13 protein-coding genes are annotated in these 15,927 nt (G+C 60.9%); 5 read left to right on the top strand and 8 right to left on the bottom strand.

Annotated features, from left to right (window positions below):
- Positions 1-97 precede the first annotated feature (97 nt).
- From A6U86_RS34565 to ggt, 3 genes are all read right to left on the bottom strand, one after another.
- Positions 98-1,651, bottom strand: a complete 1,554-nt coding sequence (locus A6U86_RS34565; RefSeq protein WP_068401731.1) for a VOC family protein — start codon at positions 1,649-1,651, stop codon at positions 98-100.
- Between the two features lie 128 nt (positions 1,652-1,779).
- Positions 1,780-3,234: an MFS transporter gene (locus A6U86_RS34560; protein WP_068401728.1), complete on the bottom strand. Its 1,455-nt coding sequence runs from the start codon at positions 3,232-3,234 to the stop codon at positions 1,780-1,782.
- Positions 3,235-3,590: 356 nt separating this feature from the next.
- A complete protein-coding gene (gene ggt / locus A6U86_RS34555) occupies positions 3,591-5,333 on the bottom strand; it encodes a gamma-glutamyltransferase (RefSeq protein ID WP_068401810.1) in 1,743 nt (580 codons plus the stop codon).
- Positions 5,334-5,524: 191 nt separating this feature from the next.
- Between ggt and A6U86_RS34550 the strand changes: the two genes are divergently transcribed.
- On the top strand, positions 5,525-5,707 hold the full coding sequence (locus A6U86_RS34550) for a hypothetical protein (RefSeq protein WP_068401808.1): 183 nt from the start codon (positions 5,525-5,527) through the stop codon (positions 5,705-5,707).
- Between the two features lie 16 nt (positions 5,708-5,723).
- Here the strand turns inward: A6U86_RS34550 and A6U86_RS34545 are convergent, their stop codons facing one another.
- On the bottom strand, positions 5,724-7,322 hold the full coding sequence (locus tag A6U86_RS34545; protein WP_068401726.1) for a metallophosphoesterase family protein: 1,599 nt from the start codon (positions 7,320-7,322) through the stop codon (positions 5,724-5,726).
- A 171-nt stretch (positions 7,323-7,493) separates the two neighbouring features.
- Positions 7,494-8,759 (bottom strand): glycerate kinase, encoded by a 1,266-nt coding sequence (locus A6U86_RS34540; RefSeq protein ID WP_068401722.1) that lies wholly within the window; start codon positions 8,757-8,759, stop codon positions 7,494-7,496.
- A gap of 151 nt (positions 8,760-8,910) precedes the next feature.
- Here A6U86_RS34540 and A6U86_RS34535 point away from each other — a divergent pair, with 151 nt between their 5' ends.
- Positions 8,911-9,339: an OsmC family protein gene (locus A6U86_RS34535; RefSeq protein ID WP_034503705.1), complete on the top strand. Its 429-nt coding sequence runs from the start codon at positions 8,911-8,913 to the stop codon at positions 9,337-9,339.
- 365 nt (positions 9,340-9,704) lie between these two features.
- Here A6U86_RS34535 and A6U86_RS34530 read toward each other — a convergent pair whose 3' ends face one another.
- The 3 genes from A6U86_RS34530 to A6U86_RS34520 form a co-directional block, all read right to left on the bottom strand.
- Complete coding sequence (locus A6U86_RS34530; RefSeq protein WP_068401719.1) at positions 9,705-10,247, bottom strand: hypothetical protein; 543 nt, start codon at positions 10,245-10,247, stop codon at positions 9,705-9,707.
- Between the two features lie 11 nt (positions 10,248-10,258).
- Positions 10,259-11,605 carry an LLM class flavin-dependent oxidoreductase gene (locus tag A6U86_RS34525; protein WP_068401716.1) on the bottom strand — a complete coding sequence of 449 codons (1,347 nt, stop codon included), beginning with the start codon at positions 11,603-11,605 and terminating at the stop codon, positions 10,259-10,261.
- Positions 11,606-11,742: 137 nt separating this feature from the next.
- Positions 11,743-12,654, bottom strand: coding sequence for a LysR family transcriptional regulator (locus A6U86_RS34520; protein WP_068401715.1), 912 nt, complete (start codon positions 12,652-12,654; stop codon positions 11,743-11,745).
- A 122-nt stretch (positions 12,655-12,776) separates the two neighbouring features.
- Between A6U86_RS34520 and A6U86_RS34515 the strand changes: the two genes are divergently transcribed.
- The 3 genes from A6U86_RS34515 (at position 12,777) to A6U86_RS34505 (ending at position 15,877) form a co-directional block, all read left to right on the top strand.
- A complete protein-coding gene (locus A6U86_RS34515) occupies positions 12,777-13,517 on the top strand; it encodes an SDR family oxidoreductase (protein ID WP_068401714.1) in 741 nt (246 codons plus the stop codon).
- An 89-nt stretch (positions 13,518-13,606) separates the two neighbouring features.
- A complete protein-coding gene (locus tag A6U86_RS34510; RefSeq protein WP_068401713.1) occupies positions 13,607-14,509 on the top strand; it encodes an SDR family oxidoreductase in 903 nt (300 codons plus the stop codon).
- A 156-nt stretch (positions 14,510-14,665) separates the two neighbouring features.
- Positions 14,666-15,877: an adenylate/guanylate cyclase domain-containing protein gene (locus A6U86_RS34505; RefSeq protein ID WP_068401710.1), complete on the top strand. Its 1,212-nt coding sequence runs from the start codon at positions 14,666-14,668 to the stop codon at positions 15,875-15,877.
- Positions 15,878-15,927 lie beyond the last annotated feature (50 nt).

Raw genomic sequence — 15,927 nt, 5'->3', positions numbered from 1 at the left:
AAGCTTATCGAGGCGGCCAACCTCATCCTTCAACGCGACAGGCCTTGGCAACAGGCACCGCAATGACATGGTTGCTTCTCCCCGAGGGGAGAAGGGGTTACGCCGGCCGCTTCAGCCAAGCCTGAATGACTGGCACGTCCGCGTCATCGAGCTCGTGACCGGCAGGAGTGGTTTCAAGCTCAACCTTGGCGCCGCCATTCCGCAGGCGTTCGGCCAGCGGCTGGGAGTAAGGGCCGTACAGGTCCTTCTCGCCTGCAATAACCAGCGCCTCGGCATCGGACATATCGGCTGCCGGCGGATTTTCGAGCACCGCCATGGAGCGCAGCAGCACGGCATGGCGGATGAGATGCGGGTGCAGCGACAGCATGGCGTTCAGTAGGTTGGCGCCATTAGAATAGCCGATATAGACGATGCGGTCCGGATCGAGGTCATAGGTCTGGACCGCGCCATCGATGAAAGCTGCAAAGGCCTCTGCCTCGCTGACAATATCGGCCTGATCGAAGGACATGGGTCCATTGCGACGGAACCAGCGCGGTGCGCCTTCTTCGAGCGCGCGGCCGCGCACGGTGAGCAATGTCGCGTTGGCATCGATCTTGTGGCCGATCGGCAGCATCGTCACTTCATTGGCGCCGGAGCCGTGCAACAGGATGAAGACATTGCCGTTCGGCTCTTCCGGCGTGAAGAAGCGATGGACGAAGGGAAGATCGCGATAGATGACGCGCGGCTCCCCGGGCATGGAGAACTGCGGCAGGATCACGTTCAGCTCGGCCAGAAGCTTCGGATCGTCGCCGGGGGCGAAGAGGCGCGTGCCGAGCGTTGCCTCGTCCTCATCGACAAGCATGCCCGGCGCATCCGTTGCCAGTTCGAACAGGATGCGGCCCGGCTCGCGGACGTAGAGCGAGCGGAAATATTTGCGGTCATGCATCGCGGTCGGCCAGGAATTGACTGCCTGCAAGGCCGTGCGCACGGATTGAAGCTCGGCATCGTCGGTGGCGCGAAAGGCGACGTGGTCGACCGTTCCGGTGCCCGGTGCGCTGGCCCAGAAGCCGCGCGCGTCGCGGATGTCGATGATATCTCCCGGCTCCGAAACGAGCCTGCTGATGGCGCCGTTGATCGTCTGCGGCCGATAGTGGAAGTGATCGACCAGAATGGCCTGCGTCTCATCAGGCGTTTCGGTGAACAGCGTTGCGCCACGGATGCGGCGAATGGCGTGCTCCTCGGGGATGCCGTGGCTCGACCAGGGTGCGGCCGCCTGCAGGGCATTGGTCCCCACAAGCTTGACGATCACGCCATCCGGGTCCTTCAGCCGCAGGACCGGTTCGCCGAATTCGTCCGAAGGGCCTTCCGGCTTCAGGCCAGCGCTCAAGGCGCGCGTCAGCCAGAAGCCGATGCTCATCGGGTCGATGGCAAGCGAGATCTCGCCGACCTGACCGAGGCCGGCGCGGCCCGGAGAGCCATCTTCCCAGACGAGAAAGGTGACCAGCGAGCCGGGCGAGCCGGTCGCATCGCCGTAAATGAGGTGAAGCTGGGTAGCGTCTTCAAAGCCACCCGTCCGCTTGACGAGGCGCAGGCCAAGGAAGCCAACGTAAAAATCGACATTGGCCTGTACCTTGCGAGTGATCAGCGTGATGTGGTGGATGCCGGCGACCATGGGAATGCTCCAGACTGCTATTTCGTTCTGGTCGCTATTTAGGTCGCAGCGATTGTTCAATGCAATGCCGCCTCGGTGGAGGCACTGTTCACAAAAGCCGCTATTGCTGAGTTGCCCGGCGGCGAGCCTCAATGCTCGCCGAGGCTGTCTCCCCGCGATTTATGGCGATGGCCACTGAGTTCCGAGCCTGCCGTGCGTGAAAAGCTGGCGTTCCAGATCACGGCAAGCAGCGCAATCGCCGTCACGACGATGAAGGCTACGGAGAAATCGATCATCTGGGCTTTCTCAGCGCCGCGGAACTGCATCGAGCCATGTAAGGCAAGGGCGGCGACGCAGATGCCGAGGGACAGCATCAGCTGCTGGAAGGTCGAATAGAAGCTGGTCGCGGTGCTCATCCGGTCGCGCTCGATCTCGTCATAGGCAATCGTGTTGTAGGCCGAGAACTGGAACGACATGAAGAAGCCGCAGAAGAACAGGATCACGAAGATGACCGACAATGGCCAATCGGGCTTGAAGATCGCGCACATGCCATAGCCAAGCGTACCGATCAGACCGAAGATGATGAGCGCGGTGCGGAAGCCGAGCGTGCGCAGGATACGCACCTGCAACGGCTTCATCGCCATCGAGCCGACCGCTGTCGCAATGGCGATCTGGCCGGCGGCTGCGGCCGAAAGGCCGAAGCCGAGCTGCAGCATCAAGGGAATGAGAAACGGATGAGCGCCCTGGCTGATGCGCGTCAGCGAGCCGGCGATGACCGATGTCCGGAAGGTCGGCATCTTCATCAGCGAAAAATCCATGATCGGTGATGGATGCTTGCGGGCATGGCGCAGATAGGCGATGCCGAACAGCAGGCCGACGCAGATGAGGAAAATGGCAAGATAGCCTTCGCCCTCGCGGCTCGACATTTCAAAGCCGAAAAGCAGCGAGCCGAGCGAGATGCCCGACAGGATGAAGCCCGAGAGATCGAAACGACCGGTGCGCGGACCCTTCACCTCCTCGATGAACATGCTCACGAGGATGAAGCCGATGATGCCGATCGGTACGTTGATGTAGAAGATCCAGCGCCAGTCGAGATAGGTGACGAACAGGCCGCCGACCGGAGGGCCGAGGATGGGGCCGACGAGTGCGGGGATCAGCAGCCACGACATGGCATTGACCATGTCCTTGCGGGCAACGCTGCGCATCAGCACAAGACGACCGATCGGCAACATCATGGCGCCGCCCAGACCTTGCAGAAGCCGGGCGAGAACGAGGAAGAACAGGTTCGGCGCCTGCGCGCAGAGAAGCGAGCCGACAACGAAAACCGCGATGGCGGATCGGAAGACGGTGCGCGACCCGAAACGGTCGGCGATGGCGCCGCTGGCGGGAATGAAGATCGCGAGGCTAAGCAGGTAGGATGTCAGCGAGATACTCATGGCCGGCGCGCTGACGCCGAAGTCTCTTGCCATGGTCGGAAGGGCTGTTGCGAGCACTGTCGCGTCAAGCTGTTCCATGAACATCGCGCTTGCTACGATAAGCGCTACTACACGAAAATTCGGTGCGGCCCGCCGGGTGGGGGCGGCCTGGAATATCTGGTCCGACATTGTCGGGGATCGCTCTCGATGGTGCGGAGGGGTCCTAAGACAGAACCGCAAGTCTGGTCGCGGCGCGAAGGCCGGTTCGAATGGCCGTTTGTATACTCCCGCTTTCGCGGGATTTCCATATCAGAAATCGCAAATCTTATTGGTCGAAATGGAAAAAATGACGCAGTCAAGGGGCAAAATGGGAGTAGATGAATATTAGATGAACGAGGAAGGGCTATCTGGGGCCGGATCGCTCACAGTTGGTTTTGCGGCGAAAGATTATGTGCTCGCTTCGGCACATTCTGCGTTCGAAAAAACCGGCGTCGAATGATGGCGGCGCCGGCTTCAGTCATTGTCGATTTGGCGGTGCCAAGCGATCAATAGCCTTCGGCGAGCCCCGAGCCGGCGCGGCTGTCCATGGCGCCGTTGTACCGGGCGCCCCCGCCCTTGGCGATGTCGCTGAGGCTCTTGCCGCCAACAAGGATGCCGGCCGCCTGACCCCAGACCGGCCAATCACCGCCGACCTGGACATTGTAGCCCATGCCGGTCAGCAGTTTGATCGTGTCGGGCGACAGCGCATAGGGCTCGGTATAGATCCTATCCGGCAGCCATTGATGATGGATGCGCGGCGCGTCGATTGCCTGCTGGATATTCATGCCGAAATCGATGACATTGATGATCGCCTCCAGCGTGATCGTGATGATGCGGGAGCCGCCGGGGCTCCCAATCACCATGAAAGGCTTGCCGTCCTTGGCGATGATGGTCGGGCTCATGGAGGAAAGCGGCGTCTTCTTTGGCTGGATGGCGTTGGCTTCGCCTTGCACCAGGCCGTAAAGGTTCGGCACGCCAGGCTTGGAGGTGAAGTCGTCCATCTCATTGTTCAGCAGGATACCGGTGCCGGGTGCGACGACGCCGGCGCCGAAGGAGCCGTTCAACGTATAGGTGACGGCGACGGCATTACCGTTATTGTCGATGATCGAATAATGCGTCGTCTCGTGGCTTTCGCCGAGACCTTTCGGCATCAGGTCCTTGGAAACGCCGGCCTTATAGGGATTGATGCTGTCGCGGATCTTTTTGGCATAGTCCTTGTCCAGCAGCTTGCTGACGGGATTGTCGACGAAATCGGGATCGCCGAGTGTCGAGTTGCGGTCGACATAGGCGTAGCGCATGGCCTCGGCCATGAAATGCACCGTGTCGGCTGAAGCATAGCCGGTGTAGGAAAGCGGATATCCCTCAAGTACGTTGAGGATTTCGCAGATGATGATGCCGCCGGAAGAGGGCGGCGGTGATGAAATGATCTCGTAACCGCGATAATTGCATTTCACCGGATCGAGTTCGCGAACCCTATATTGTTCGAAATCCGGAATTGCGAGAACGCCACCCTTGTCCTGGCTCGCCTTTACGATGGCGTTGGCGATCGGGCCCTTGTAGAATCCATCAGGCCCCTGTTCGGAAATGCCGGAAAGAGCATTGGCGAGATCCGGCTGCGCCAGCCTATCGCCAGTAGCGAAGGGTGTACCGTCCGATTTGGTGAAAATCGCTGCTGTAGCAGGATCGCGCGTGAGCCACTTCTTGCCTTCGTTGAGTTCGGCCGCATCAGCCTGGTCCAGTGTGAAGCCTTCCTTGGCGTAGCGAATGGCGGGTGCCATCAAGTCCTGGCGTGACTTGGTACCGTATTTCTCGCGGGCGGTTTCGAAACCCATGACCGAGCCCGGCACGCCGACGGCGAGATAGCCATCGGTGCTGGCGCCTTTGACGACATTGCCCTTGTCATCGAGATACATGCCTTTGGTGGCTGCGAGCGGGGCGCGCTCGCGAAAATCCAGGAAGGTCGTCTTGCCATCGCGCATGCGGATGGTCATGAAGCCGCCGCCGCCGATATTGCCGGCTGTCGGATAGACAACGGCCAGCGCGTAGCCGACCGCCACCGCGGCATCGACGGCATTGCCGCCATTCTTCAGTACTTCGACGCCGACATCGGTTGCCAGATGCTGTGCGGTGACCACCATGCCATGTTCGGCCTCCACCGGTGGAGGAGCGGCGGCCCAGGCGGTGACGGAAAAGAGCGCGAAGCTGATCAGGGTTGCCGAGGATATCGCCCGCTGGCGGAATTGGCGCATGATGATGGTGCCTCCCATTGTCCTATCAGGATAAATGAACCCATCATTGACATGGTGTACAGCGTGAAATTGACGATGCCCGCAGTTGTGATTTTTTCAACGGTCGCTTCGCACTTGCAATATTTCTTTCATTAGTTAAGCCTACTTTAGGTGGGCCCTTGTTGAGGTGAGAGTATTGCGTGGAGGGTATGATGGCCGTCACGAAGCTTGAACAGTGGAAGAACGAGCGCAAGACTAAGGCTAAGCCATACGTCATTGCGGAAACGACGCATGTCATCGAAATCGAGTGCATGCATTGCAGCCGCCACTTCCTGCGCTGGGCGTCAATGGCAGCCGCCTACGGGCGCTGCGACGATTGCAACGCCGGCATCTGATATCTGGCGGCCCGAGCTAGTCTCGCCGTGGACGTCGCAGAGCGAAGCTTTCGAACGGTGCGATCTGACCATCGGGGCCGACCACGTCGTAATATGTCACGGTGATGGTCGTGAAGTCACCCGGATGCGCACCGGGGTCGAGGTCGAAAGCGGCAAAGCCATAAGCATGGGCGGCGTTGCGCACGGCTGACCAAGGCGCTTCTTCCACGGCATAGACCGGCGGACGCTTGTGGGTGTCAGGATTTAGATCGCCCACACGCATGATGACGCGACAGCATGGCGGATTGAAAAAGAGCTCGTTGGATGGCACCGAAGTGCCGCCGCCACCGATCACCATATGCACCGTGCCCTTGGTCGTATCGATCACGTCGGTGGCAGTTCCAACCGGGATTGGCGTCAGCGTGGCATTGTTCTGCTGACCGCGGATAGGGTGGGAGCGTTCGTAATGGTGCTCATGGCCGCACACCACCAGGTCGACGGCGTATTTGTCGAAGAGCGGTAGCCATTCCTGGCGGATACCAAGATCGGCTCCGTTGAACTTGTCAGCAGTGGAAATAGCGACCTGGTGCATACACACCACGAGCCAATCAATTGCCTTGTCCTCGCGGGCGGCGGCCAGCTCCTTTTCGAGCCATGCTTTCTGGGCACCGTTGGAATAGCCGCGCACATAGGAATCGCCGCCATCCTGATAGACCACATCGTCATTGGCGATGGCAATCACTCGCACCGAGCCGGCGGTGAAGCTGTACCAAAGGCCATGTGTCACCTCGGTCTGGCCATCGGCGGCAGGCAAGGAGAAATAGGTCTGATAAGCCTTGTAGCCGATGGGGCCGTTTCCAAGCTCGTTCTCGTGATTGCCCGGGGATGGCATCCAGGGACGGTTGCGGGCGCTGCGGCTGTTGTTGTTCCAAAAATCCCACCATGTGCGCACGCGGTCGTGGGCCAGATTGGCGTAGCACAAGTCGCCGTTGAAGAGATGAAAGAGCGGACGCAGCCGCTCGACGCCTAGCGTGGTGTCGCCAGCGGCGGGTGAGCCGAGATTGTCGTTGATATAGGTTGTGCCCGGCAGCGTCACACCGGCCGGTGGATCAAACACCCTTCCGAGTGTCGGCGTACCTTGGTCGCCGAAGCTGGTAAAGCGGAGGGCATGCCGCCCGCGGGGAGAAGTGCGGAACGTGCCGAATTGCGCCTCGGCGCCATCGTGTAGCGCCGCGTAGAGATAGGCGGAATCTGCATCGAGGCCGCCGACCTTGGCATGATAGGCATAGACGGTTTGGTTGGACTTGGCGTCGACATAGCTCACTTCGTCAGCACCCACCGTCTGTTCCAGCTTGCCGTCCGGCCGGCCGATGAGCACGCGCGGTTGCTTGACCGGCTGCAGCGTGTGCCAGGACACGACCATTTCGGCCGAAGCATCTGCGCCGAACTGAAGATGGAGCCCCGCCACCGGCGGCGTTGCCACTGGGTTCATCGAACCAGCGGCAGTCGATACCGGCGCATTCCCTTCGGCATTGGAAAACGAGGATGTCAACAGCACACCGGTGCCAATGCCGGCGGCGGCAAGGAGCCTGCGGCGGCTGATATCAAAGTTCTTATCGCTGTCCGATGTTTTCATAGCGGGGCGCTCTGGCTAGTTGGGGGGCTCCTTTTGCTAGCGCGAGACTGTGACTATGGCGCGACAATTTGGCCATGGCCGCAATCGCAAAACGGACACCAATCGAAACATCTCTGCGCGATTGCCGCCTGCACCAATGAATATTACGCTCCCGGGGCTCACATCTAGCGTTTAGAGGATCAGGATGGCGCGGAGGTCATTGACATTCGTTCCGGTTGGACCGGGCACGAAGAGATCGCCGATGGCGTTGAAGGCCGTCCAGGCGTCGTTATTCGCGAGCATTTCGGCGGGGATCATTCCAGCCTTGCGCAGCCGCGCCACGGTGCCGGCATCGGCGAAAGCGCCGGCATTGTCCTCGCTGCCGTCGATGCCGTCCGTATCCGCCGCCATGGCATGAATGCCGTCATGGCCGTCTATGTCGATGGCCAGCGACAGCAGGAATTCCGAATTCCGGCCGCCCTTGCCTTTACCCCTCAGCGTCACCGTCGTTTCACCGCCTGACAGCAGGACGACCGGCTTGGCGAAGGGACGGTTGCGATGAAGCACTTCGCGAGCGATGGCGGCATGGGTGTGAGCGGCTTCACGGGCTTCACCTTCTATGGCGTCCGAGAGAATGGCGGCTTCGATGCCGGCGGCGCGGGCCACTTCGGCGGCCGCCTCCAGGGAAACACCGGCTGAGGCAATGAGGTGGACTTCATTGCCGGCAAAGCGCGGATCGTCGGGGCGGGGCGCGTCAGCATCCTGCTTTTCGATATGGGCGAGAACGGCGGCCGGGAGTTCGATCCGATAGAGGCGGATCAGGTCCAGTGCCTCGGCACGCGTGCCGGCACCCGGCACCGTGGGGCCGGAAGCGACCAGCGCCGGATCGTCGCCGGGAATATCGGAGACAACAAGCGAGACCACCTTGGCCGGATGAGCGGCGGCGGCGAGGCGCCCGCCCTTGATGGTCGAAAGATGCTTACGGATGACGTTCATTGCCGAAATCGGCGCGCCGGAGGCGAGCAGCGCCTTGTTGACGGCGATCTCGTCGGCGAGCGTCAATGCACCTGCGGGTGAGGGTAGCAGCGCCGAGCCGCCGCCGGAAATCAGGGCGATCACCAGATCGTCCTCTGTCAGGCCCTCGACAAGCTTCAGCAGCCGGCCGGAGGCGACAAGCCCCGCCTCGTCGGGCACGGGATGGGCGGCCTCAATGATTTCGATCTGGCGGCAGGGCGCCGAAAAGCCATAGCGCGTCACGACAAGCCCTTCCAGCGGACCCTCCCAGCACTGCTCCAAAGCCGCTGCCATCTGGGCCGAACCCTTGCCGGCGCCGATGACGATAGTCCGTCCCTTCGGTTTGGCCGGCAGATGCGCGCGAATGCCGGTCAGCGGATCGGCCGCGCGAACGGCGGCGTTAAACAGCGAAGTCAGGAATGCGCGGGGATCGGAAACGGTCATGTCGAACTGCCTGTCGTGCGATGAGCTTGTAACGATTTGGTGGCTTAACTCGCGCGAAGACGCAAGGGGCGGGATCGGCAATTGTGTCCGATGATGTGAATCCCTATGTTGGTGGGGAGAGTTTCACTGTTTTATTTAAGGGATTTTCGAAATGGCCGAACTGAAAGTGAAGACAAGACAGACAGGTGCTACGGCGACTGTTGGCCGCACCGGCCTTCCGCATGTGACGTCGGTGACCGGCGGGGAGATCGACATCGTCACCTCGCCGTCGCAGCCGGGATTCAACCCGCTCGACCTGCTTTATTCGTCGCTGTCGGCCTGCCTGGTGCTGAGCGCCCGCATGGCGGCAAGCAGCCTCGGCGTGCTGGACAAGCTCACGGAAGTCACCGCCGTTGTCACGGGCGAAAAGGCAACTGAAGGACTTTCCCGCGTCGAAAAGTTCAACATCGCCTTCACCATCAAGGGCGATTTCGGCGACGAGATCCGTAACGCGATCGCGCATGCCGCTGAAGACGAAATCTGCACCGTGAGCAATACGATCCGCGGCAATCCGAAGTTCGAGACGGTGATTTCGGGGTGAGGTTTGTTTTTATCCCGCCCCTTGCGGGCGGGAAAGCAAAATCAGCATTTAGCCGGAAGGCTAAGTGCTAGATTTTGCAAGGGCGGGGGCAGGTAGGGGCGCACTTGCTTGCCAGAATTAGAGCACTTCCAGGAAAAGTGCGTAGCGGTTTTCCGTCCGGAATGCGTCAAGAAACAAAAAGATAGGGCGTTTTCGCGATTCGAAGAAAGGTGGAAATGCTCTAGAATGAGCTAGAAGCAGTCCCCCTCTCTTGCAATTTCAATGGCTTAGTAATTGCGCAAGGCTTCGAGCATGTAGAGCGTCCTGTGTCGCAATTCCTAAACCAATGAAATTGCTTTCTCGCCCGCCAGGGGCGAGATGGGATCTCACCGTTCCGGCAGCTCAAATCCCTCAAGATAAGGCCCAAGCTCGGGATCGATATCCACCTTCACGGCATTGGTGTAGATCGCGGTGGCGATCATGATGCCGGCGAAGGCGACGAGGTTGACGAGCGTGGACTCGTCATAACGTGCCTTCAGCCGTTCCCATAGGCCTTCGGGAATGGCGTTGGAATCCCTGGCGATGGCCTTGCCGAACTCGATCAGCAGCGCTTCGTCTTCGCTCGGCACGATCGTCTCGGGCGTCAGGCCGGCATTGATCAGCGCACGGCGAAAAAAGCCGACGGGGATGATCGAGCGGCATTCCGTTGCAATGGTTTGGCAGAGCAGCCAGACGGCGCGGTCGTCCAGCGCCGGGCGCAGCTCCTCGCGCAGCGGGAACCATTCGGCATAGATGCGATGCGCCACCGGCGAATGCAGTAGCGTCCGCTTCATGTTCGTCATGCGGCCACGCAATTCGACCTCGCGGTCATGCTCGGCACGCACCGCGTCGGAGGCGGTCTCGTAATCGATCGGCGTAATATGGCTCATGTCTGTCTCTCTTACTGCGCTGCCGCAGGTATTGCCTTGAAGAAGCGGTTGTCCGGCCGCGGCAGGCCCAGATGTTCGCGCAGTGTCGTGCCTTCGTATTCGCGGCGGAAAATGCCGCGGCGCTGCAGCTCTGGAACGACGCGGGTGGTGACGTCAAGCAGGCCCTGCGGCAGGAAGGGGAAGACGACGTTGAAGCCGTCCGAACCTTCCTCATGCAGCCATTGCTCCATCTCGTCGGCGATCGTCTGCGGCGTGCCGACGAAGGCAAGGCCGGCATAGCCGCCGAGACGCTGGGCAAGCTGGCGAACGGTCAGCTTCTCCGCCTCGGCAAGCGCGATGACGCGTTCGCGCCCGCTTTTGCTGGCATTGGTTTCCGGCGTTTCCGGCAATGGTCCATCCGGGTCGAAGTTTGACGCATCGTGACCAAGTGCGATCGAGAGCGACGCGATGGCGCTGTCGTAGTGAACGAGGCTGTCGAGCTTGGCGCGCTTGGCCTTTGCTTCCTCGACGGTGTCGCCGACGACGATGAAGGCGGCCGGCAGGATCTTCAGGTGATCCGGGTTGCGGCCGATCTGTTTCATCCGTCCCTTGATGTCAGCAAAGATCGACTTGCCATTAGCGAGATTGCTTGGGGCGGCGAAGACGGCTTCCGCCGTCTCGGCGGCGAGCTGGCGGCCGACGTCGGATTGTCCGGCTTGCACGATGACAGGCCAGCCCTGCGGCGAGCGGGCAATGTTGAGCGGGCCGCGAACGCTCAGTTCCTCGCCCTTGTGGGCAAGCACATGCATCTTTTCCGGGTCGAAGAAGATGCCGGTCTCGGCGTTACGGATGAAGGCGTCGTCGGCGAAGCTATCCCAGAGGCCGGTAACGACGTCATAAAATTCGCGGGCGCGATGATAGCGCTCGCCATGTTCGACATGTTCCTCGAGGCCGAAATTGAGGGCCGCGTCGGGATTGGATGTGGTGACGATATTCCAGCCGGCGCGACCGCCGCTGATATGGTCGAGCGAGGCAAAGCGGCGGGCGATGTGATAGGGCTGGTCGAAGGTGGTCGATGCGGTGGCGACGAGGCCGATCCTGTCGGTGACGGCGGCGAGCGCAGACAGCAGGGTAAAAGGCTCGAAGGACGTCACCGTGTGGCTGCGCTTCAGCGCCTCGATCGGCATATTGAGAACGGCCAGATGGTCGGCCATGAAGAAGGCGTCGAATTTCGCCTTTTCGAGCTCCTGCGCGAAGCTCTTGATGTGCTGGAAATTGAAATTGGCGTCCGGATAGGAGCCGGGGTAGCGCCATGCGCCGGTGTGCAGGCTGACGGGACGCATGAAGGCCCCAAGCTTCAATTGCTTCTGTTCGGTCATGGGCTCTCTCTCGAAAATCGCCGGGTCGCCACGACATCGCGACGCCGTCGCCAGCTGAAATATGCACTACGACGTAGGCGTGCTCCTCGCGCATTCAAAGAGCCGATTTCATTTATTTGATCGGTTGCGCGGAATATTCATCCAGCTCGCGTTTCAACACCGATCTGCCCCGCAAAAACCCTAACCAGCCAGTCTATGAAGACACGGACACGAGGCGAAAGCTGTCGGCTGCGGGGATAGAGCATCGAAACCGGCGTGCGGGTCGGCGGGAAGTCCTTCAGAATATGCAGCAATTGACCGGCTTCCAGAGCATCCTCGGCGTGGTAGCGCGGGACCTGGATCAAGCCGAGGCCGAGCTTGGCGGCGACAAAATAGCTCTCGGCCGCGTTGACGGAGATGGTTGCGGGCAGGGTAATCTCGCGCACGGTGCCACCTACCTCGAACTCAAGCGGCAGCAGCCCGCCTGTTGCGGAAGAGCGGAAGCCGACCATGCGATGGCCGTCGAGCGCGTCCGGATGCATGGGCATGCCGAAACGCTCCACATAGGCCGGAGCGGCAAGCGTTACCTCCTCCAGCATGGCGACGCGGCGCGCGATCATGTCGCTGTCCTGCAGTGTGCCGACGCGCAGCACGCAGTCGATCCCTTCGCGAATGAGATCGACGAAACGATCGCCCTCGGTCATCTGAAATTCGATCTCAGGATAGGTCTCGAGGAACGAGGGTAGGTTCGGCAGGACGAAATGGCGCGCCAGCGTGCCGTGTACATCGACGCGCAGCACTCCTTTCGGCTTGGCGCCGGCGAAGGCGCCTTCGGCGTCTTCTATATCGGAGAGGATGCGCAGGCAGCGCTGATAATAGGCCTCGCCGTCGAGTGTCGGGCTCACATGCCGCGTCGTGCGCTGCAGCACGCGCACGCCGAGCCTTGCCTCCAGCTGCTTGATCGCATCGGTTACCGTCGAGCGGGGCAGGCCGGTGTCTTCCGCTGCCAGCGTGAAGCTGCGTCGCTCCACCACTCGGCAAAACACGCGCATGGCATCGAATCTGTCCATCTTATTTGTTCGCTTATTTCGGATAGTGATGCTGGTTAATGGCTGATTATCCGCTTCATGAAAAGGGGCATCTTCTCCTCATCGAAAGGCGCTGAGGCGCAAAACAAGCAAGGATGAGGAAAATGAGCAGCAATTCCAACAAAGTAGCCATCGTGACAGGTGCATCTCGCGGCATCGGCGCAGCCATTGCAGAGCGACTGGCCGCAGATGGCTTCACCGTCGTCATCAACTATGCCGGCAGCGAGGCTGCCGCCGAGGAGCTGGCCCGCAAGATCGAGGAGAAGGGTGGCAAGGCGCTGACCGCCAAGGCCGATGTTTCCGATGTCGAGGCCGTGCGCCGCATGTTCGATGCAGCCGAGGCAGCTTTCGGCGGCGTCGACGTGGTGGTCAACAATGCAGGCATCATGCAGCTAGCCAAGATCGCCGATGCCGATGACGCGCATTTTGACCGCCATATCGCCATCAACCTCAAGGGCACGTTCAACACGCTGCGCGAAGCCGGCAAGCGCCTGCGCGATGGCGGCCGCATCGTCAACTTTTCGACCAGCGTCGTCGGGCTGAAGCTCGAATCCTATGGCGTCTATGCGGCGACAAAGGCCGCCGTCGAGACGCTGACGGGGATCATGTCGAAGGAGCTGCGCGGCCGCTCGATCACCGTCAATGCCGTCGCCCCCGGCCCAACGGCCACCGACCTCTTCCTGAACGGCAAGAGTGACGAACTCATCGACCGCATGGCCAAGATGAACCCGCTGGAACGCCTGGGTACGCCGGAGGATATCGCCGCCGCCGTCTCCTTCCTCGTCGGCCCCGATGGCGGCTGGATCAACGGCCAGACGCTGCGCGCCAATGGCGGCATGATCTGAGCCATTCGGGCGGCAGGGCAATGCCTGCCGCCACTATCCCCCAGCAAGATTTCATTGTCAGCAACTGACCATCCAAAAGGAACAGGATCATGAGCAAGCAAATCATCGTCATATCAGGCGCATCGAGCGGTTTCGGCGCTCTGACGGCGCGCGCCCTCGCCAAGGCGGGCCACACTGTCTATGCCGGCATCCGCGAAACCAAGGGCCGCAACGCGCCGCAGGTCGAAGCCGTCGCCGCTTTCGCCAAGGAGAATGGTGTAGACCTTCGCGCCGTCGAGCTCGATGTCGCCTCGGACGCATCGGTGGAAGCCGGCATTGCCGAGATCATTGCCCAGCAAGGCCGCATTGACACCGTCATCCACAATGCCGGCCATATGTCCTTCGGCCCGGCCGAGGCCTTCACGCCCGAGCAGTTTGCCCAGCTTTACGACATCAACGTGCTCAGCACCCAACGCGTCAATCGCGCCGCGCTCCCTCATCTGCGCAAGCAGGGCAAGGGGCTGGTCGTCTGGGTATCCTCCTCCAGCACCCGCGGCGGCACGCCGCCCTATCTGTCGCCTTACTTCGCCGCCAAGGCAGCGATGGATTCGCTCGCCGTCTCCTATGCGTCCGAGCTGACCCGCTGGGGTATCGAAACGGCGATCATCGTGCCGGGCGCCTTTACGAAGGGAACGAACCATTTTGCCCATTCCGGCTCGCCCGCCGACAAGGCTCGCGCTGCCGAATATGACAACGGTCCCTATGCCGGCGTTCCCGATCAGGCTTTGAAGGGGCTTGCCTCGCTGGAACCGGCCGATGCCGACGCTGCCTCGGTTGCCACCGCCATCGTCGATGTCGTTGATATGCCCTTCGGTACGCGTCCGTTCCGTGTCCATATCGATCCGTCCGAGGATGGTGCGGAGATCGTCAACGGCGTTGCCGATCGGGTGCGGGCGGAGCTTTTCCGGCGCATTGGCTTGGAGGATCTGTTGAAGCCGCAGGTAAAAGGCTGAGGCCTCGCTCTTCCCCTTCCAGAGTGTCAAATCGCCGCTTCTGTGCCACAGGAGCGGCTTTCGCGTGCTTCCATCGAGATTATTTTGCATCCTGTGGCATTCCAAGCCTGTACGTTTCGTACTAAAGCGAATCCTTTAGAGGGTCGGGAGATATCCATGGACGCGAAGGACATTGGCGAAATTGCCAGCTGGCTCATGCAGGCCGGCCTCAAGGGCATGGCGGAAGTCGATATCCTCTCGGGCTTCTGCGAGCAGTGCCGACAGCATGGTCTCAACCTCGACCGGGCCATGGCGCTGATGGATACGCTGCATCCGGTTTACGAGGGCCGTGCCTTCCGCTGGGACGGTAAGCAAGTGATCGAGCGCGAGTTCGAATATGGCCCGTCGCATCAGGGGATTGCGTCGGAGAATTGGCAGCGCTCCGCCTTTCATCATCTGCTGACCACGGGTGGGGATGAAGTGCGCCGGCGCATCGGCTTTGGCGAGCCTACCGATTTCTACGGGCTCGACACGCTGCTGGCCGATGGCCACACCGACTACATCGCTATGATACACCGCTTCGAAGAGGGCGGTACGATCGGCGAGATGGATTGCTTCTATTCCAACTTCGCCACGGCCGGCGAGGTGGGCTTTCCGGACGAAGATCTGCGTGTGCTGCGCAAGCTGACGCCTGCGCTCGCACTGGCGATCAAGTGCACCGGCATGAGCCGCATTGCCCGCACCATTGCCGAGGTCTATCTGGGGGAAGATGCCGCCCGGCATGTTCTCGAAGGCAAGATCACGCGCGGCAAGACCGAGCGGATTTCGGCGGCGCTCTGGTTTTCCGATCTCGCCAACTACACGCGCATCTCGGATACGGCCGAGCCGGATGAGATCATCCCGATGCTGAACGCTTATGCGGATGCGGTCATTTCCTCGATCCATGAGGCAGGCGGCAATGTGCTGAAGCTGATCGGCGACGGCACGCTGGCGATCTTCAAGGCGAGGAATTCCGCAGATGCCTGCGCGGCTGCGCTTATGGCGGAATCGCTGCTGCGGCAGAGGCTGCGCGATCTCAATTCCCAGCGGCAGATCGAGGGCAGGCCCGTGACCGACGTCTATCTCGGCCTGCATATCGGCGATGTCTTCTACGGCAATATCGGCAGCATGGACCGGCTGGACTTCACGGTCATCGGACCGGCTGTTAACGAGGTCAGCCGTATCGCTTCAATGTGTCGCTCGGCCGACCGCAATGTCCTGATGTCGTCGAACTTCGTCGAGGCTCTGTCGACGCATAATAGCAACGATCTGGTTTCCGTCGGTCGCTATGCGCTGCGTGGCGTCAACCGGCCGCAGGAACTGTTCACGCTGTTGTCTTCGGCGGCGTAAACGCTCTATTTTTTTGCTTTTATGCAATTGCAGGAAAGCCGCTGTGCAGT

Source organism: Rhizobium sp. AC27/96 (assembly GCF_001692325.1).
GTDB lineage: Bacteria > Pseudomonadota > Alphaproteobacteria > Rhizobiales > Rhizobiaceae > Rhizobium.
This window is presented reverse-complemented; position numbering and strand designations above follow the sequence as displayed.